This window comes from Streptomyces sp. NPDC006335, assembly GCF_040612795.1.
Taxonomy (GTDB): domain Bacteria; phylum Actinomycetota; class Actinomycetes; order Streptomycetales; family Streptomycetaceae; genus Streptomyces.
On sequence record NZ_JBEXQX010000004.1, the window covers coordinates 181,032 to 199,076 of the forward strand.

Here is an 18,045-nt window from a genome sequence, read left to right on the forward strand (position 1 = left end):
TCCGAAACTAGCGGTGCTAATTAAAGCTGTCCGGAACCCCGATGACGACGGTCAGGAGTCCCCCGTGCGCCCCGTCCACTTCGCGGCCGCCCGCCGCACCCCCATCGGCAGACTCCGCGGCGCCCTGTCCGCCGTACGCCCCGACGACCTCGCCGCGACCGTGATCCGCGCCCTGGTCGCCGACGTGCCCGCGCTCGACCCGGAGCGTATCGACGACGTCTACTGGGGCGCCGCCAACCAGGCCGGCGAGGACAACCGCAACGTGGCCCGCATGGCCGCCCTGCTCGCCGGACTGCCCGAGACCGTGCCCGGCGCCACCGTCAACCGGCTGTGCGCCTCCGGCCTGGAGGCCGTGACGACCGCGGCCCGCACCATCGCCGCGGGCGAGGCCGACATCGTGCTCGCGGGCGGCTCCGAGTCGATGAGCCGCGCCCCCTTCGTGCTGCCCCGCCCCGACGAGGCCCTCCCGCACCGTATCGAGACCCACGACACCCGGCTCGGCTGGCGCCTGGTCAACCCGGCCATGAAGGAACTCCACGGCCTGCTGCCCATGGGCGAGACCGCCGAGGAGGTCGCCCGGCGCCACGGCATCACGCGCGAACGCCAGGACGAGTTCGCCCTGCGCAGCCACCGGCTCGCCGCCGAGGCCCGCAAGAACGGCCACTTCGACGACGAACTCCTCCCGGTGGAGCGCCCCGACGGCGTGCTCGTCCACAGCGACGAGTGCATCCGCGAGGACACCTCCTACGACAAACTGGCCCGTCTGAAGCCCGTCTTCAGGGCCGATGGCACCGTCACGGCGGGCAACGCCTCTCCCATGAACGACGGCGCGGCAGGACTGCTCCTGGTCAGCGAAGAGGCGCTGAACGACCTGGGGCTGGAGTCCCTGGGCCGCTACGTCGCCGGAGCCTCGGCCGGGGTCCACCCCGACGTGATGGGCATCGGCCCGGTCCCCGCCACCCGAAAGGCGCTCGCCCGCGTGGACTGGAGCATCGGCGACATCGAGGAGGCCGAGTTCAACGAGGCCTTCGCCGCCCAGGCCCTCGCCTGCGTCGACCAGCTCGGCATCGACCCCGACCGCGTCAACCCGACCGGCGGCGCGATCGCGCTGGGCCACCCGCTCGGCTGCTCGGGCGCCCGCATCCTCACGACCCTGCTGCACCGGATGCGGCGGACGGGGGCGGCGCGCGGGCTGGCCACGATGTGCGTGGGCGTCGGGCAGGGCAGCGCAGTCCTGGTGGAGCGGCACTAGCCCGAGGATCCCGACAGGACCACTGGGTGAGTCGGCACCAGGCCGAGGGCGGCTTCGGGACCACTGGGTGAGTCGGCACCAGCCCGAAGGCGGCTTCGGGACCACTCGGCGAGTCGGCACCAGCCCGTACGAGCCAACAGGACCACTCGGCGAGACGGCACTTACCGGACCGCTGACCTGCACCTAACATCGGTCTCCGCATGGACACGATGACGCTCTGGCACATTTCCGGCTGGGAGTTCGCCGCCCTCGCCGCCGCGGCCCTGCTCGTGGGCTTCTCCAAGACAGCCGTGAGCGGGGCCAACACGGTCAGTCTCGCGATCTTCGCCGCGGTACTGCCCGCCCGCGCCTCCACCGGCGCGCTGCTGCCGATCCTGATCGCCGGGGACGTGCTCGCGGTGCTCACCTACCGGCGGCACGCCCACTGGCCCACCCTCTGGCGGCTGTTCCCGGCGGTCGCGGTCGGCGTGGTCGCCGGCACGCTGTTCCTGCAGTGGGCGGACGACGGCATCGTACGGACGTCGATCGGCGCGATCCTGCTGTTCATGGCCGGGGTGACGGTCTGGCGTCGCCGCACGGCCGACACCGAGGAGGAACCCGACTCGGTCGCCACCCGGGCGGGCCGCGTCAAGGCCCGCTCCTACGGCGTCCTCGGCGGCTTCACCACCATGGTCGCCAACGCCGGCGGCCCGGTCATGTCGATGTACCTGCTGTCGGCGGGCTTCCGCAAACTCGGCTTCCTCGGCACCTCGGCGTTCTTCTTCCTTATCGTCAACGTCTCCAAAGTGCCCTTCAGCGTTGGCCTCGGCCTGATCGACGCCCACTCGCTGCTGCTCGACCTCGCCCTCGTGGCGTTCGTCGTCCCCGGCGCGCTTTTCGGCAAATGGGCGGTGAACCGGATCAACCAGCGGCTCTTCGAACAGCTGGTGATCGCGGCGACGATCGTGGGCGGCGTCCAGCTACTGCTCCGCTGACCCGCCGAGCAGCGCCGGCAGGTCCGCGAAGGAATCGATCACGTGATCGGGCCTGCCACTGGCCGAGCGGTGGGTCTCCGGCAGGTACTTGCCGGTCTTCACCAGCACCCCGGTGAGACCGGCGCGCTGCGCGGCCAGCACGTCCGACTCGACGTCGTCCCCCACCATCAGCGCCTCGTCCGCCCCGACCCCGAGTCGTGCCAGCGCCGCCTCGAAGAACGCGGGCGACGGCTTGCCGGTGACCGCGGCCTCGGTCCGGGCGGCCTTCTCCAGACCGGCCAGGAAGGCCCCGGCATCGAGCTGGAGCCCGTCGGCGGTACGCCAATACAAATTGCGGTGCATCGCCACCAGCCGGGCCCCGCGCTGGAGGTGCCCGAAAGCCTGGTTGAGCGCGGTGTAGCCGAACTCGGGCCCGGCACCCCCGAGGACGACGGCGTCGACACCCTCCGCCTCGCCGCCGACCAGTGAGACGCCCGACAGATCCTCGGCGATGTCCCCGCTGGTCAGCAGCATGCAGCGAGCCCCGGGAAGGCGGTCGGCCAGATACGCGGCGGTGACCGCGGGCGCGGTGAGGATGTCCTCGGCCGACACGGGGAACCCCGCCCCCACCAGCACCGAGGCGATCGACGCCCGCGTCCGCGAGGTCGTGTTCGTCACCAGCGCGACCCCGAAACCGGCCTCCCGAACCTCCCGCAACGCCGCCACCGCCCCCGGCAACGGCTCCCACGAAACGGTGAGAACCCCGTCGATGTCGATCAGGACCGCGCGCACGGATGTCATGCCCGGACGATAACCACGGACGGGTGGCAACGCCTGTTGTCGTGCGTCTCGCATGCCCGCCGAAGGGTGACCGCAGGCGGCGTGCCCCGTACGTCCGTGACCTCGTACGCTGACCGCCATGTCCCCGCACATCCTGATCCTCGGCGGCACCACCGAGGCCCGCGAACTGGCCGCCGCCCTCGCGTCACGGCCGGGAGTGCGCGTCACCACCTCCCTCGCGGGACGGGTGATCCGGCCGGGCACACTCGCGGGGGAGGTGCGGATCGGGGGATTCGGCGGGGTGCAGGGGCTGGCCGACTGGCTGCGGGAGGAGCACGTCGACGCACTGGTCGACGCCACGCATCCCTTCGCCCGTACGATCACCACCCACGCGGCCCAGGCAGCCGCGGCGACCGGTGTGCCCTCCGTGGTGCTGCGCCGCCCGGGGTGGCGGCCCGGACCGGGAGACCGCTGGCATCCGGTCGACTCCCTCGACGAAGCCGCTCGGTTGCTCCCGGGCCTCGGCCGACGGGTGTTCCTGACCACCGGCCGCATGGAGCTCGCCGCCTTCGCCCACCTCACCGAACTGCACTTCGTCGTACGGTCGGTGGAGCTGCCCGAGCCGCCCATGCCCCCGCACACCGAAGTCCTCCTGGCCCGCGGCCCGTTCACGGTGGCCGACGAGTCGACGCTCCTCCACGACCACTGCATCGACGTCCTGGTCACCAAGGACAGCGGGGGAACGGCCACGTCCGCCAAACTCACCGCCGCCCGCGAACTGGCCCTGCCCGTGGTGGTCGTACGCCGACCGGCCCTCCCGGACGGGGTGACGGCGGTGCCGGACGTGGCCGGGGTCGAGAGGTGGCTGGCCCTCAACCGGCCGTGACGGACTCCCGCATGCGGTCGATCGCGCGGAGCACCTCGTCACGCTTCTTCGTGCGTTTGCCCCAGACGGGCAGACGGGCAGACGGGCAGACGGGCAAACGGGCGACGCCATCCGTGCATGCGGGACGGATCGCCCGGTGCCTGCCCGGTAGCCGGTGCCTACCGCTCCTTCGGCCTGCGGCGCAGCAGATACGTGTCCATGATCCAGCCCTTGCGCTCCCGCGCCTCGGCCCGCAACCGCTCGATCCGGGGCGCGGCCTCGGCGATCGGCCCGGAGGCGAGGATCTCGTCCGGCGTGCCTATGTAGGCGCCCCAGTAGATGTCGATGTCCTCGTCGGCGTACGCACGAAAGGCCTGGTGGGCGTCGAGCATCACCACCACGTCGTCCACCCCCTCCGGGAAGCCCTCGGCGAGGCGCCGCCCGGTGGTGATCTGGACGGGCCGCGCGACCCGGTTCAGCCCGGTGCGATGCCGTGCCACCAGCGCCGACACACTGCTGATGCCGGGCACGACGTCGTACTCGAAGGGCACCGAGCCCCGCTCCAGGATCTCCTCCAGGATGCCGAGCGTGCTGTCGTACAGCGCCGGGTCCCCCCACACCAGGAACGCGCCGCTCTCCTGCTCGCCCAGCTCCTCGGCGATCAGCCGCTCGTAGATGTCGGCACGGGCGCTGCGCCAGTCACCGACGGCGGGGGAGTACGCGGAGCCGCCCGCAGCGCGGTCCCGCTCCGGGTCCCGAGCCTCCACCACCCGGTACGACCCCTCCGGTACGTGCGCGTCCAGCATGTCCCGGCGCAGTTGTGTGAGATCACCCTTCACCTCGCCCTTGTCCAGGACGAAGAACACGTCCGTGCTCCGCAGCGCCCTGACCGCCTGGAGGGTGAGCTGCTCGGGGTCGCCCGCGCCGATACCGATGACATGAATCTTTCGCACACCCCGAGTCTGCCCCACGCCACTGACAGCGACGGCACCGCGTCCGCCTTCTCGGCAGCGACGGCGACTTTGCGGCTTGGGCTGGGCCTGGAGCTGGAGCTGGAGCTGGAGCTGGGCTGGGCTGTGGCGGGCGGGGCTGAGGCTGTGGGGGCTGGGGCTGGGGGATTGGGGGGCGTCTCACCGCTGTCGAGCACCTCCGCGCTCCGCCTCGCGCCCGCCTCACCCCCGCAGCCGGGGACCGCGTACCCCGGCGTCCACCGCCGAGCCGCTCTCCTCCACGTCCTGCGCCAGCCGGCGTGCCCACCCCGTGAGCCCGGCCAGATCCATCCCGTACGGCCGTTCCCGCCCGGTGGCCGAGGCGGACCACTCCTCGACGGCCCCGGCGCCGCGCCGCAGCAGTCTCGCGCCGCCCGTGACGTTGCCCCGGGCCGCGTGGGTCAGGCCGACCGCGAGCTGGGCCAGCCCCCGCCACAGGGCGCGTTCCTCGTCGGGACCCGACTTCCAGGCGTCCTCGAAGACCTCGTGCGCATGGAACGGGCGCCCCGCGTCCAACAGTTCCTGCGCTTCGGCCACGGTCTCCTGCGGAGTGCGCACCACGCCCTCCGGCTGCCGGGCGACGCCGTCCGTGCCGTACGGAAGCGGTCGCCCGAGCCCGTCCCGCGGCCGGGCGTTGCGTGCCCGCCCCTCGCTGTCCCGGTCCCGCGCGCCCGTTTGCCGTCCTGAGGATGTACTGGCCATACGTCGATTGTCCCGCGCCCGGCGCCGGCTTCGGTCCGGCCCCCGACGTGGGGTAAAGTTCTGTACGCGCGCGTTCCCGCGGTCCACCGCGGGGCAGCGCACCGGGACGTGGCGCAGCTTGGTAGCGCACTTGACTGGGGGTCAAGGGGTCGCAGGTTCAAATCCTGTCGTCCCGACGGTGCGAAGGGTCTTCGCAGGCGAGAGCCTGCGGGGGCCTTTTTCGTGTGTCCGGCCGCTCTGGACGTCGCTCACCCCGGCGTCCACCACACGCGGCAACCGCGTCATGCGTGACGTGGACCTCTTCGTCGGCGGGGACCCGAGCGGTTGTACTGGGAGCGGGCCGGGTTCGGTTCGTGGAGCTGACGGCGAGCGCGGAGACACGTCGGCGACACGAAGATCACCGACACGAAGATCACCGATCCTACGATCGTCGCGCAGTCCGGGCGGCGGGTCCGAACAGGTGCGGACCGCGAGGCCATGCCCGTCGGATCAGCCGCGATGCCGATGCCCCACCGCACCGGCCGCGCGGCCGTCATTCCGTCGGTTCGGTCGCAGCCCGGCGCCCGGTCGACTCACACCGGCCCCCCGATGCCCCGGCGGGCCGGTTCGGGGCGGTGGATGCCGCGGGGGCGGTAGCCGAGTTCGTCGGAGCGGCCCAGCAGATCGGCGAGGTACCAGGCGATGGCCAGCCACATCTCCGTGCCCTGGAGACCGGGCTCGGGGCCGGGCCCGGCGGCACCCGGGCCGAACCCGAGGCCCCGGCCGTCCTGCCAGCGCGACAGAACCGTGGCCAACTGCCGTCCGGCCCAGTCGCGGACCTCGCCGGAGCGATAGCCGTCAGCGGTACCGCCGAGCTGCTGGGTACACAGCCACAGGGGATGGGCGACGTCGAGCACATTGCAGGCGTTCTCCCGCCCGGCACCGAAATGCCGGGCGTCGCGCGCATGGTCCAGGACCGTGTCCACGACCCGTTCCGGGTACGGCACCGGCAGCCCGAACTGGGCGAACGACCCCCGTGTCAACCGGTAGTAGCCGTTGACCACCTGGAGCCGTCCCTCCTCGACCGAAGGGGTACCCCACATCCCGGTCCATGGATCGACCCTGGTCAGCAGCCAGCCGAACAGTGACTCCGGTATCCCTTCGCCGCCGTCTCCGGTGCCGTGCCGCAGGTTCCAATGGGCGGCCGTGGCAAGGCTGTCGACCCAGGCACCGGCACCCCAAGCCGCGGTCCGCCACGGCAACGCCTCCAACCGCACCAGAAGTTGACGTGCCGTCATGTCACGTACACCACGCACCGGATGAGGGAAACCTGGACCCAGCAGATCGAGGGCGTACCCCACGCTCAGCACGTGATAGAGCGCCGCCCCCTCCCCTATGAACCCGTCGGCGTCCGCCACCGGAAGCGGTTCACCGAACTCCGGCACGAGACCGCTCTTCGCATCCTGGAGCCCGCTCAACCGCTCGATGTGCTCCCCGGGGGACAAGTGCTCCGGCACCTCCCCGAGCAGCAGATCGGCGATCTCCACGGCATCGCAGTGGGCCCGTACGGTGGGCGCGGCGCCGGGCCGGTCGACGTACCGCTCACCGTCCCAGCAACGGTCGAGGATCTCGCCGACCTGGCCCCGCGCGAGATCGGCGAAGGCGGTCAGGGCGCCCGCGCGGGGCCCAGGGCGACCGGACACAGGCATACGGCCGCCGCCTCCCGGCAGCGTGTCCGGACCCGCCGCCGTGGCCGCGCTTCCGGCCATGGCCGCCGCCGCACTCCCTGCCGCCCGCGCCGAGCTGGCCTCCGTCACCCTCTCGGGTTCGGGGGTGGGGTCGGCGGTTGGTTGGGTCGTGGCCGTGGGGTTGCCGTCCGGCCGTACTCCTGTTCCCGGCACCGCATCCGCAGCTGCTGCGTCTTCCTGTCCCGCCGACGCTTCCCGCTGGTCGTGCGGCGCCCGTGCCGGGCTGCTCTCGGTCGCCGTGTGTGGTTCGGGGGTGCGGCCGGGGGTTGGTTGGGTCGTGGCCGTGGGGTTGCCGTCCGGCCGTAGCCCTGTTCCCGGCACCGCAGGCGTAGCCGTAGCCGTAGCCGCAGCCGCCGTCCCTGCGTCCACCTGGCCCGTCGCCCCCGCCTCCCGCCGGTCCCGCAGGACCCGGGCCGGGTTCCCCGCCGCCACCGACCACGCCGGCAGGTCCTTCGTGACCACCGCCCCCGCCCCGATCACGCAGTGATCGCCGATCGTCACGCCGTCCACGACGATGACGTGCGAGCCGATCCAGACGTCGTCCCCGACCCGGATGCCCCGGCTGGTGAGCGGCTGGCGGAAGACGGGCCGGTCGGGGGCCATGGAGTGGTTGAAGCCGAGCAGCGAGGTGTGTGCGCCGATGCGGACACCGTCGCCGAGGACGACGTTCCCGCGCACCGTGGTGAACGGGTTGAGCGTGCAGTCCGAGCCGGTGGTCAGCTCGCCGGTGACATAGGCGTGCGCGGCGATGTACGAGTCGTCGCCGAGCCGCAGCCGGTCCGGGAACACCGCCGCGGACTCGGCGACGTAGCACCGCTCACCGATCCCGGTGTCGCCGCCGATCGCCCGCTGAACCTCCCGCTGCGCCATGCGCTGTTCCTCGGTCGCCTCGCCGGCGAAGAGCCAGGGGCAGTGATCGAAGTGGCGTACGGACGGGCGCGGCGGATGATCCATGGGAGCACGCTAAGCAGCGCGGGGCCCGCCGGGGAAGGGGTGCCGTACGCGACGCCGGTCGGCCCGGAATGGTAGAAGCGGTCATGACCAACTCGCACCACGACAGGTTCTCCCGCTCCTCATCCCGTCCGGCGGGTGTCCGATGACCGAGGGCGTCGACCTCCCCGACCGCCGGGGCCGCACCGGACTCGACCGCACGGGCCTCGACCTGACCGGCAACCCGCGCGTCAAGGTCCGGGAGGTGAAACTGCTGTCCAGCCACTGGTACGTCGAGCGGGCCACGACCTTCGACCTCCAGCGCGCCGACGGCACCTGGAGCACCCAGCAGCGCGAGACCCACGACCGCGGCAACGGCGCCACCATGCTGCTGTACGACACCGAACGCGAAACCGTCCTGCTCACCCGCCAGTTCCGCTTCCCGGTGTATGTCAACGGACACCCCGACGGAATGCTGATCGAGACCCCCGGGGGTCTGCTCGACGACGATGACGAGCACCCCGAGATCGCCGTTCGGCGCGAGGTCGTCGAGGAGACCGGGCACACGATCGGCGAGGTCCGCCACGTCTTCGACGTCTACATGAGCCCCGGTTCGGTCACCGAGCGTGTCAGTTTCTACGCCGCCGAGTACGCCGCGTCGACCCGCACCCACGAGGGAGGCGGTCTCGACGAGGAGGGCGAGGACATCGAGATCCTCGAACTGCCCTTCCGCAGGGCCCTGGGGATGATCCGTACCGGGGAGATCGCCGACGCCAAGACCATCATGCTGCTCCAATGGGCGGCTCTGGAGGGCCCGTTCGCCAAGTGACCGCGACAGCCCTTGACTTGAAGTGCGCTCCAGCATGAAGACTCCCGTGTGCACCCGTTCTCGGGGCACACACGGGAGGACATCACCATGCGCTACCGCACCATCGGCACCGACCCGGCGACCCGCCGCGAGGTCAGCGTCCTCGCACTCGGCTCGATGCTGTTCGGCTCACGGACCGACGAGGAGACCTCCTTCGCCGTCCTCGACCGCTATGTCGAGGCCGGCGGCAACTTCATCGACACGTCCGACAACTACGCCTTCTGGGAGGACGGCGGCCAGGGCGGCCAGAGCGAGGAGCTGCTCGGCCGGTGGCGGCGCAGCCGCGACATCGGCGACGAGATCGTCATCGCCACGAAGCTCGGCGCCCGCCCCCTGGCCCCCGGCACGAGCTACGTCGACAACGCGGAGGGCCTGTCGGCCAAGGTGATCCGCGAGGCCGCGGAACGCAGCCGGGAACGCCTGGGCGTGCCCAAGCTGGACCTCCTCTACGCGCACATAGAGGACCATGAGGTCCCGCTCCAGGAGACGGTGGAGGGATTCGCCGAGCTGGTGGCCGAGGGCACGGTGGGCCTGCTCGGCGCGAGCAACCACGCGATCTGGCGGGTGGAACGTGCCCGCGCCCTGGCGGCAGCGGCCGGCCTGCCCGGGTACGAGGTCCTCCAGTACGCCCACAGCCATCTGCGCCCCCGCACCGACGTCCCGGAACCCCTGTTCCCCGACGGCAGCCTCGGCCACGCGGGCGCGGACCTGCTGAGCTACCTGCGCGCGGAGCCCGCCCTCACCCTGGTCGCCTACTCACCCCTCCTGAAGGGCGCCTACACCCACCCGGACCGCCTCCCCGCGGACTTCGACCACCCGGGTACGCCGCCCCGCCTGAAGGTCCTGGCCGAGGTGGCGAAGGAAACGGGCGCCACCGTCAACCAGGTCGTCCTGTCCTGGCAGATCGGCGGCGACCTGCCCATCGTCCCGCTCGCCGGGGTGTCGTCCCTGGCCCAGCTGGAGGAGAACCTGGCGGCGGTGGATCTGGAGCTCACGGGAGAGCAGCGGGCCCGGTTGGACGGGGTTCACTGACGGCCTGGAGGGCTTGGACGGCTTGTGAGGGGTACGCCGGGCCCGTCACGCCGTGTCGACGAACCGGTCGAGCAGCGCGTCCAGCCCCGCCGCCAGCCCCTCCGGACCGCCGCGGTCGGCGAGCGCGGGGGCGATGTCCCGGAGGGCCGGCAGCTCCTGCGGTGGCATCCGGTGCAGGCCCAGGCGGAACGCCGGGTCCGACTCGTCGGGGTTGTCCACCATCGGACGCAGCTCCACGGACACGTAGCCGAGGAGCCAGGCGGTGAAGGCCCGGAAGACGACGGCCACCCGGTCGTCGTCGAACCCGGCCTCCCGCAGCAGCACCAGCACCCGCTCGTGGTCCCTGAGCACGGCCGGCGGCCGACGGGCCAGCGGCACCGCCAGCATGCGCGTGGACAGCAGCGGTACCGCCCGGGGGTGGTCGAAACAGACGTCGTAGGTCGCCCGCGCGACGCGGTGGAGCCCCGTACGCCATCCGGGTGCTCCGGTGGTCTCGTCCCCGTGCGCCTGCTGGGCGGTCAGCCGCTCCTCCAGTTCGAGGTAGAGGGCCTCGACCAGACCGTCCAGCAGGGCCTCCTTGCTGGCCGCGTACCGGTACAGCGCCATTGCCTCAACGCCGAGCTCGGCCCCGAGGCGCCGCATGCTCAGGGCCGACAGCCCCTCCTGGTCGACCAGGTCCAGGGCGGCGGCCAGCACGCGCTCGCGATTGAGCCTGCCGTAGCGCCCGCGATCGCTCGCGCGACGCGCGGGGTTTCCGGATCCGTCAGCCATTCCGCGCCTCCTTGCCCCCCCAGCCCAGCAGGGGCGACCGTATGCGTATACGCCGTAAACATACCCGGCGTGGGCCATCTGTTGGCGTCGGTGCGGGGATCGGCGGAGCATTGACCAGGTGGGACCGGCCGGTGGCGGGCACGCCGGAGCTGCCGCTGCCGCTCGGTGTTGAGCAGGAGGGCCCGATGAACCGTCCACTGCGCGTCACGGTGGTGACGCACGCCGGGGTCATCGGCGGTGCGGAACTCTGGCTGCTGGCGCTGCTCGACGCCACCGACCGGCTGGACGTGGACGCCGTCATGCTGGGCCCGGGACCGCTGGACGAGCAGTTCCGCCGCAGGGGCGTGCCCTGCGCCACGCGCTCCACGGGCCGGACCGGAGCGGCCGTGGCGGCCTCCGCGGTGTCCCTCGCGCGCCGGTTGCGGGTGAACCGGCCGGACGTGGTCCTCGCCAACGGGGTCAAAGCGGCGTGCGTGTGCGGACCGGCGGCGTGGCTCGCCGGCGTGCGATGCGTGTGGGCCAAGCACGACTACACCCACCCCCGCCTGATGAGCTTCCTGGCCATGCTCACCGACGATTGCGTGGCGACGGCGGAGGGACTGGTCCTCGCCTCGAGACATCCGCGGGCCGTGCTCGTACCGTTCCCCGCGCCGGAAGGCACCGCGCTGTCCCGCGAGGCCGCCCGGGAGGAGCTGGCACGACACGGTGCACGGCTCGCGGAGGGCCATGACGAGCCGCTGTTGCTCGCCGTCAGCCGTCTGGTCTCCAACAAGGGCGTGGACGACGCGATCGAGGCCCTTGCGAAGCCCGGGGGCGAGCGCTGGCGACTGGCCGTGGTCGGCGACGACGCGCCGACCGAACCGGGGGAGCGGAGCCGGCTCTCCCGGTTGGCCGCCGACCTCGGGGTGGGTGACCGCGTCGACTTCACGGGCTGGATCCAGGACGCCTGGCGGATCATCCCCGGTGCTGACGCGGCCGCGGTGCTGACCAAGCCCACACCGTCCATGCCCTATCCGGAGGGGTTCGGTGCGGTCGCGCTGGAGGCGATGCGCTCCGCGGTCCCGGTGATCACCACCGCGGGCAGCCCCGTCGCCGAGCGGGTGGCGCAGCCGGGTGCGGCGAACGCCGGTATCGCCGTGCCGGCCGGCGACTCCACCGAGGTGGCTCGGGCGCTGCGGCGTCTGGCGGACCGTGACACCCGTGCCGCCATGGGCGCGGTCGGACGCCGCCTGACCGCTGCTCACCCCGGCCCGGCCGAGTGCGCCGCACGGCTGGCGCAGGTCCTGTCCGAGGCCGCGCGGCTACCGGGAGCGGGGCTGATCGGGACCGCGCCGGTCTCGGTGGTGACCACCGTGCTCAACGAGGCCGACGTCATCGACCGGCTGCTCGGCCTGCTGGTTCCCCAACTGGTCGAGGACGGCGACGAGATCGTCGTCGTCGACGGCGGGTCGACCGACGGCACGGCCGACCGGGTCGAGGCCTGGGCCTCGAAGGACGCCCGGATCCGCCTGCTCCGGCTCCCGGGCTCGGGCATCTCGGCCGGACGCAACGCCGGCGTGCGTGCGGCGGGCAACGCACTGATCGCCTGCACCGACGCGGGCTGTCACCCCGCTCCGGACTGGCTGGAGCGGCTTCGCGCCGCGGCGGCGGAGCCCGTCCCGGCCGACCTGATCACGGGTGCCTACCGAGTGGACGGCCACCGGGCGTCGGCCCGGGCCATGTCGGCGGTGGGGTATCCGGTCCCCGAGGAGGCCCGCCATCCGGGACCGTGGACCCGCCTGTACTGCCGGCTGTTCGGCCGCGGACTCGACGCGACCATGCCCACCGGGCGTTCGATGGCCTTCTCCAGCGCCGCCTGGCAGGACGCCGGGGGCTTTCCCGAACATCTGCGGACCTGTGAGGACGTGCTCTTCGGCCGCGCCGTGGTCGACACCGGCCGCCGGGCGGTCCTTGCCTCCGCGGCCGAGGTCCGCTGGGAACAACGGCCGACCCTGCGCCGGACGGCGGCGATGTACTTCCGTTACGGCGAGGGCGGCGGACAGTCGGCCGACCCGCGCCTGGTGGGCCGGGACCTGGCCAGGGCGTTCGCCTACGCCACCGCCGTCGCCGCGGTGATGACCGGCCCGCGCGCCCGGTCCGCCGCGATCACCGCGTTCGCGGTGTACGTGTCGGTGCCGCTCACCAGGGTCGTGCGCCGGCGCCACTGGGCGGCGCTGCCCCTGGTCCCCGTCGCGGCGGTGGTGCGCGACCTGGCCAAGGTGGCCGGCGCCGGGCGCGGACTGGTCCGGGGGACGAGAGCGGACGGACCCGCCGCGGACGTTCCGGATACGGACGGTTCGCCATGAGTGGTGCCCTCCCGGTCAGGTCGCCGCTGGTGCTGATGTACCACGGTGTCGGCACACGGCCCGCCCAAACGGACCGGAGCTGCTTGTTCGTCCCGGCCGACACGCTCCGCAGACAGCTGCGGCACCTCCTCGACCGGGGCTGGACGCCCCTGACGCTCGACCGGTACCTGCGCGGCGACTTCCCGGGGCGCAGCGTGCTGGTGACGTTCGACGACGGTTACCTGGCCCTGGTGGAGGAGGGGCTGCCGGTCCTGTGCGAACTGGGGGTACCCGCTACCGCCTTCGTGCTCGGCGGCATGCTCGGCGGCACCTCCACATGGATGGCCGGGATGCCCGACGAACCACTCCTGGACGTGCAGGGCGTGCGCGCCCTGGTGGACGCGGGGCTGGACGTCGAGTGCCACGGGTGGGACCACTGCGACCTGACGAACGCCACGACCGGGACCTTGGCCCGCAGCCTCGTGGACGCCGCCGCGGTGTTGGCCGACATCACCGGCAGGCGTGTCCGCGCCTTCGCCTACCCCTACGGAACGCACGACGCCGCCACACGCGCAGCGGTGGCCGAAGCCGGATACGAGATCGCCTTCAGCGTGCACGACGGTGCCGGACGCTACGCCGTGCCACGCGTCGACATCAACGCTACCGAGACCGACGCGACCTTCCGCCTGAAGACCTTGCGGAGCTATCCCGCCATGCGCCGGATGGTCGGGGCGGTGCCGTCGTTGCGCCCCGCCCTGCACTCGCTGATCGGCCGCGCCCACCGGCCGTGACCACCTCTACCCGGCCCGGGCGTCCACCGCCGCAGGGTCCGCGCCGTGGAGCCCCGCGGCCCACACCCGCTGGGCGGCGTCGTACACGGTGTCCATCCGCTCGACGACCTGGCGCACCCCGTGATGGCGGCGGACGTGTGCCTGCGCCTGGGCGCCGAGGACACGACCGGTCGCCGGATCGGCCAGCAGACGTGTCACGGCGGCTGCCAGAGCGCCCGGCTCCTCCAACGGCACGACGGCGAACGGCACATGAGAGGGCGGGAGGAATTCCCGCGCTCCCGGCACATCGGTGACGACCACGGGGCGGGAACATGCCATGGCTTCCAAAGGGGCCAGTGCCATCCCCGCTTCCCACCGCGAGGCCAGCACCACGAGATCGGCCGCGAGATACCAGTCACGGGGATCGACGACGGCCCCGGCGAACCCGACTGTCGGCGACGCCCGTGCCGCCAGGAGCGAACGGTCCGGACCGCCCCCGACCAGCACCAGCCGTGCCTCCGGTATCCGGCCCGCCACCTCCGCCCAGGCGTCGAGCAGCACGTCCTGCCCCTTCTGCCGGCACAGACGCGCCACGCACACGGCCAGTGGTCCCGTGCCCAGGACGCCGAGGCGGTACCGTGCGGCCTCACGCGAGGAGGCATCCGGCGGGGTGAGCCAGTCGAGGTCCACCCCGTTGCGGACAACGGTGTACCGGCACCGGATGCCCGCGGCCACCCCCTGGGCACGCTCGCCCTCGCTGACACACACCACCTGGTGCGCCCAGCGCGCTCCCGCCCTCTCCCACCGCACGGCGGCGGTCCGCAGAGCGGCGGACACGGCGGCGAACGGCCAGGCATGCGGTTGATAGACGGTGGGAAGGCGCCCGCGCAGCGCCAGGCGGCCCGCGAGGCCCGCCTTCGCGCTGTGCAGGTGCACGACGTCCGGCCGCACCAGGTCCACGATGCGGCGCACTCCGGCGACCTCGTGCGGAAGCGCCGGACCGGGCGACCGTACGGCGTCCCAGCGCACCGTTCGGGCCCCGCGCCGTGCGGCTGTCCACGACAACGTGCCGACGCCCGGACACGCCACGGTCACCCGGTCGCCTTTCGCGCACTGCCCGGCGGCCAGGTCCGTGACCACTCGGGCGACGCCTGCCTCGCTCGACTGGGTGATGTGCAGGATGGCCCGTGTCACTTCGCCGCACCCTTCCGCGACAGGAGCGGACCTGCGGGGGCACGGACCGGCCCGTGCGGTGGTTCATGCCCGTCCGGGGCACCCTTGTCCGGCACGCGCAGGGTGCGCAGCGGTTTTGTGAGCCGCCGGGCGACGGTGCCGCTGAAGCGCACCGACTCGGCGACCGCGGGCAGGGGATCGTCCCGGCTCAGCCAGGCCCGTTCGAGGTCGCGCCGCGGCAGCGCTGCCGGGAGCCGGCGTTCACGCCAGGCGGTCACCGTCGCCGATGCCGCGTCCAGATTGCCCACGATGAAGCCCCGGTCGTCGATCTGTGTGCCGTCCGGGACGTGCCGACCTGTCAGGTCCAGGTACATCGCGCGGACCACGTCCAGTCCTCCCGCGGTGCTGAAGAGGCGGAACTGCTGTCCGAACCGAGGGTTGAAGTCCACCAGCTTGTAGCTGCCGTCGCGCAGGTCGAAGCGCCAGTCGAGGTCCGCGATCCCGCGGTAGCCGAGGGCTCGGCACAGCTCTGCGGCCAGGGTGGCCAGGACGGTGTTGGACCGGGCCCGCGCCCGGGTGGTGAGCCCTGTCCCGGGCGGCCAGGAGCGGAGCTTGTGCCCGGTGAAGACGAGCCGGGGTATGCCTCCCGCGTCCACGTAGAGGTGGGTGAACCACTCCTCGGCACGTTCCAGAGGGATGTACTCCTGCACGATGACGGAGGGGGACCCGGCCCTCCCGCACCGGGCGAGCAGCTCGGCCTCGTCGTGGACGACTGTGGTGTGCCCGACAGCGGAGTCGTTGAGCTTGGTGAACGGCTCCCTGTCCTTCAGGACCACGGGAAAGCCCCAGTCCCGACTCACGGCGACCAACTCGGCGAGGTCGACCGGCGATCGGGTCCGGGGGGTGGGCACCCCGTGCTCCTGGCAGATCCCGTGCAGCCCCTCCTTGCTGGCCAGTCTGCGGGGCAGCTCGGGCGGCACGGGGGGAAGCACGAACCATTCGGCCAGGCGGTCGGCGTTCTCCGCCAGCAGGACGGCGGCCTCGTCGCCCTCCGCCACGGCGACGGTGGGGCGCCCGATCTCCCGGCCGATCCGCAGGAGGGCGGAGACCAGCTCCGAAGTGGCCTCCCCTCCCGTCGTCGGTCGGACGAAGCGGCCGGCGAGATGGCGTGAGAGGGCGACCGGGGTGAAGCGGTCCTCGACCATGGCGTACGTCAGGACGCCCATACGCCCCAATGTGCGCACCACCCCGAGACCGCCGTGAAGCTGCGGAAACTGCCCCACCTTGACGAGCAGTGCCGGTGCCTGGTCGCTCATGGGGGCTCCTTCGGTGGGCGCGTCGAGTGGGGCTCACGCCCACGGCACGGGTCAGCTCGCGCCGGTCCGGCGCACGACCGCGGCCGGCGTCCGCAGCAGGATGGACAGGTCCAGGGCGGCCGACCAGTTCTCGACGTAGCTCACGTCGAGTCGGACCCGCTCTTCGGTCGGCAGGCAGGAGCGGCCGCTGACCTGCCACAACCCGGTCATGCCCGGCTTGACCAGAAGCCGGTGACTCCCGTCTTCGCTCAGGGCGGCGACCTCGTCCTTCACCAGGGGTCTCGGACCGACCAGGGACATCTGGCCCGCTACCACGTTGAACAGCTGAGGCAGCTCGTCCAGTGAGGACGAACGCAGGAAGGCCCCCGCTCCGGTGACCCGCGGGTCGTCCGTGATCTTGAAGAACCGGTCGCTGCCGTAGTGGTTGAGGTGGGCGAGTTCGCCCTTGCGCCGGTCCGCGCCACGGTGCATGGTCCGGAACTTCAGAAGAGTGAACTCATGGCTGTCGCGCCCGATTCTGCGTTCCCGGAAGAACGCGGGTCCTGGGCTGTCGAGCCGCACCCAGGCGCCGATGACCACCATCAGCGGAGCCAGCAGCAGGATGCCCAGCAAGGCCAGCAGACGGTCGGTCAGCTCTTTGAGGAGGCGGGGCAGCCCGGAGAGCACGGGCGGGCGCAGTTGCAGAAGGGGCACTCCGGCGACCGGACGCACGGCCAGTCTTCGGGCCGCGACGTCGGCGAGGACCGGCGCGAGCATCAGGTCGACGCCCTCCGCCCCCAACTCCCAGGACAGGCGCCGCAGTCGCTCGGCGCCCAACTCGGGGCCCGGCAGCGCGATGACCGCGTCGCAGCCGGTCCGCCGTACCACCCTGAGCAGGTCCGTGGCGTCGCCGGACGCCCCGGCGTCCGTGTCGGCCCGGCCGTCGGCGGCCGTCGGGCGGGCCTGGTGGACTGCGACGACCTGCGGTCGCGGCCCGTGTCCCGCGCGCAGTGCCGCGATCAACTCGGCGGCGGACTCGGCGGGGCCGAGCACGAGCACCCGGTCGGTGCTCCGGCCCGAGCTGGAGCGCAGAAGAGCCGGTCGGTACCGGCGCAGGCCGACCGTCAGTCCGGTGGCGAGCGGCAGCGCGACCAGTGTGTCGTGCAGCAGTTCGTCGCGCGGCGCGAACCACCATGCGGTGCCGGCCGCGGCGGCGGCCAGGCAGGCCGCCCCCACAACCCGGCGGGAACACTCCGTGTCGGTGGCGGGCCCGTAGGCCCGCTGAGACGCCAGCGAGAGGAGCCACAGCGGGACGAGCAGGGCCGGGACGAACCAGCGATGGAAGAGCAGCTGCACCCCGCACGCGGCGACGGCCGCGGCGATCGCGTCGACCGCGACCAGGAGCGGGACGGAAGATCCGCGGTGACGGCGCACGCGCGTGCTTCCCGCGGTCTTCGCCGGTCCGGCGCCGGTCGTTTCGTCCACGACGGCCATGTTCGCTGCCTCACCTCTTGGCCGGTCCCGTCCCGGCCGGCCTTGAATGCCCAAACCTGTACGTTTACGATGTATACATACATACGCCGCACAAGGGTCGACAGTCAAGAAAACCGGGAA

15 protein-coding genes and 1 tRNA gene are annotated in these 18,045 nt (G+C 72.5%); 8 read left to right on the forward strand and 8 right to left on the reverse strand.

The window, feature by feature from the left end; all coding sequences use genetic code 11:
• Positions 1–64 precede the first annotated feature (64 nt).
• Complete coding sequence (locus tag ABZ098_RS14670; RefSeq protein WP_356590834.1) at positions 65–1,252, forward strand: thiolase family protein; 1,188 nt, start codon at positions 65–67, stop codon at positions 1,250–1,252.
• Positions 1,253–1,452: 200 nt separating this feature from the next.
• Complete coding sequence (locus ABZ098_RS14675; RefSeq protein ID WP_356590836.1) at positions 1,453–2,226, forward strand: sulfite exporter TauE/SafE family protein; 774 nt, start codon at positions 1,453–1,455, stop codon at positions 2,224–2,226.
• Here the strand turns inward: ABZ098_RS14675 and ABZ098_RS14680 are convergent.
• The gene (locus tag ABZ098_RS14680; RefSeq protein ID WP_356590838.1) at positions 2,212–3,006 is read right to left on the reverse strand and encodes an HAD-IIA family hydrolase; all 795 of its coding nucleotides are present in this window, start codon (positions 3,004–3,006) and stop codon (positions 2,212–2,214) included. The genes ABZ098_RS14675 and ABZ098_RS14680 overlap by 15 nt on opposite strands.
• Before the next feature lie 118 nt (positions 3,007–3,124).
• Between ABZ098_RS14680 and ABZ098_RS14685 the strand changes: the two genes are divergently transcribed.
• Positions 3,125–3,871, forward strand: coding sequence for a cobalt-precorrin-6A reductase (locus ABZ098_RS14685; protein ID WP_356590840.1), 747 nt, complete (start codon positions 3,125–3,127; stop codon positions 3,869–3,871).
• Between the two features lie 158 nt (positions 3,872–4,029).
• Here ABZ098_RS14685 and cobF read toward each other — a convergent pair whose 3' ends face one another.
• Together cobF and ABZ098_RS14695 are read right to left on the reverse strand one after the other, a co-directional pair.
• Positions 4,030–4,803: a precorrin-6A synthase (deacetylating) gene (cobF, locus tag ABZ098_RS14690; RefSeq protein ID WP_356590842.1), complete on the reverse strand. Its 774-nt coding sequence runs from the start codon at positions 4,801–4,803 to the stop codon at positions 4,030–4,032.
• A 219-nt stretch (positions 4,804–5,022) separates the two neighbouring features.
• Entirely contained in the window at positions 5,023–5,541 is a 519-nt protein-coding gene (locus ABZ098_RS14695; RefSeq protein ID WP_356590844.1) for a DUF309 domain-containing protein, read from the reverse strand.
• 102 nt (positions 5,542–5,643) lie between these two features.
• Here ABZ098_RS14695 and ABZ098_RS14700 point away from each other — a divergent pair.
• Positions 5,644–5,717, forward strand: a tRNA-Pro gene (locus ABZ098_RS14700).
• Between the two features lie 396 nt (positions 5,718–6,113).
• On the opposite strand, the gene ABZ098_RS14705 is transcribed toward ABZ098_RS14700, so the two are convergent.
• Positions 6,114–8,222 (reverse strand): DapH/DapD/GlmU-related protein, encoded by a 2,109-nt coding sequence (locus ABZ098_RS14705; RefSeq protein ID WP_356590846.1) that lies wholly within the window; start codon positions 8,220–8,222, stop codon positions 6,114–6,116.
• Between the two features lie 142 nt (positions 8,223–8,364).
• Here ABZ098_RS14705 and ABZ098_RS14710 point away from each other — a divergent pair, with 142 nt between their 5' ends.
• Positions 8,365–9,027 carry an NUDIX domain-containing protein gene (locus ABZ098_RS14710; RefSeq protein WP_356590848.1) on the forward strand — a complete coding sequence of 221 codons (663 nt, stop codon included), beginning with the start codon at positions 8,365–8,367 and terminating at the stop codon, positions 9,025–9,027.
• 87 nt (positions 9,028–9,114) lie between these two features.
• A complete protein-coding gene (locus ABZ098_RS14715; protein ID WP_356590850.1) occupies positions 9,115–10,098 on the forward strand; it encodes an aldo/keto reductase in 984 nt (327 codons plus the stop codon).
• A 45-nt stretch (positions 10,099–10,143) separates the two neighbouring features.
• On the opposite strand, the gene ABZ098_RS14720 is transcribed toward ABZ098_RS14715, so the two are convergent.
• Entirely contained in the window at positions 10,144–10,869 is a 726-nt protein-coding gene (locus ABZ098_RS14720) for a TetR family transcriptional regulator (protein ID WP_356590852.1), read from the reverse strand.
• A gap of 185 nt (positions 10,870–11,054) precedes the next feature.
• On the opposite strand from ABZ098_RS14720, the gene ABZ098_RS14725 reads away from it, so the two are divergent.
• Both ABZ098_RS14725 and ABZ098_RS14730 read left to right on the forward strand, forming a co-directional pair.
• Complete coding sequence (locus ABZ098_RS14725; RefSeq protein WP_356590854.1) at positions 11,055–13,214, forward strand: glycosyltransferase; 2,160 nt, start codon at positions 11,055–11,057, stop codon at positions 13,212–13,214.
• Positions 13,211–13,984 carry a polysaccharide deacetylase family protein gene (locus tag ABZ098_RS14730; protein ID WP_356590856.1) on the forward strand — a complete coding sequence of 258 codons (774 nt, stop codon included), beginning with the start codon at positions 13,211–13,213 and terminating at the stop codon, positions 13,982–13,984. The genes ABZ098_RS14725 and ABZ098_RS14730 overlap by 4 nt, the downstream gene beginning before the upstream one ends.
• Positions 13,985–13,990: 6 nt before the next feature.
• Here the strand turns inward: ABZ098_RS14730 and ABZ098_RS14735 are convergent, their stop codons facing one another.
• Genes ABZ098_RS14735 through ABZ098_RS14745 form a run of 3 tightly spaced genes read right to left on the reverse strand, consistent with a single transcriptional unit; the run spans position 13,991 to position 17,916 of the window.
• Positions 13,991–15,157, reverse strand: a complete 1,167-nt coding sequence (locus ABZ098_RS14735; protein WP_356590858.1) for a glycosyltransferase — start codon at positions 15,155–15,157, stop codon at positions 13,991–13,993.
• Complete coding sequence (locus ABZ098_RS14740; protein ID WP_356590860.1) at positions 15,154–16,452, reverse strand: ATP-grasp domain-containing protein; 1,299 nt, start codon at positions 16,450–16,452, stop codon at positions 15,154–15,156. Before ABZ098_RS14740 ends, ABZ098_RS14735 begins: the two co-directional genes overlap by 4 nt.
• Positions 16,453–16,503: 51 nt before the next feature.
• On the reverse strand, positions 16,504–17,916 hold the full coding sequence (locus ABZ098_RS14745; protein ID WP_356590862.1) for a sugar transferase: 1,413 nt from the start codon (positions 17,914–17,916) through the stop codon (positions 16,504–16,506).
• Positions 17,917–18,045 lie beyond the last annotated feature (129 nt).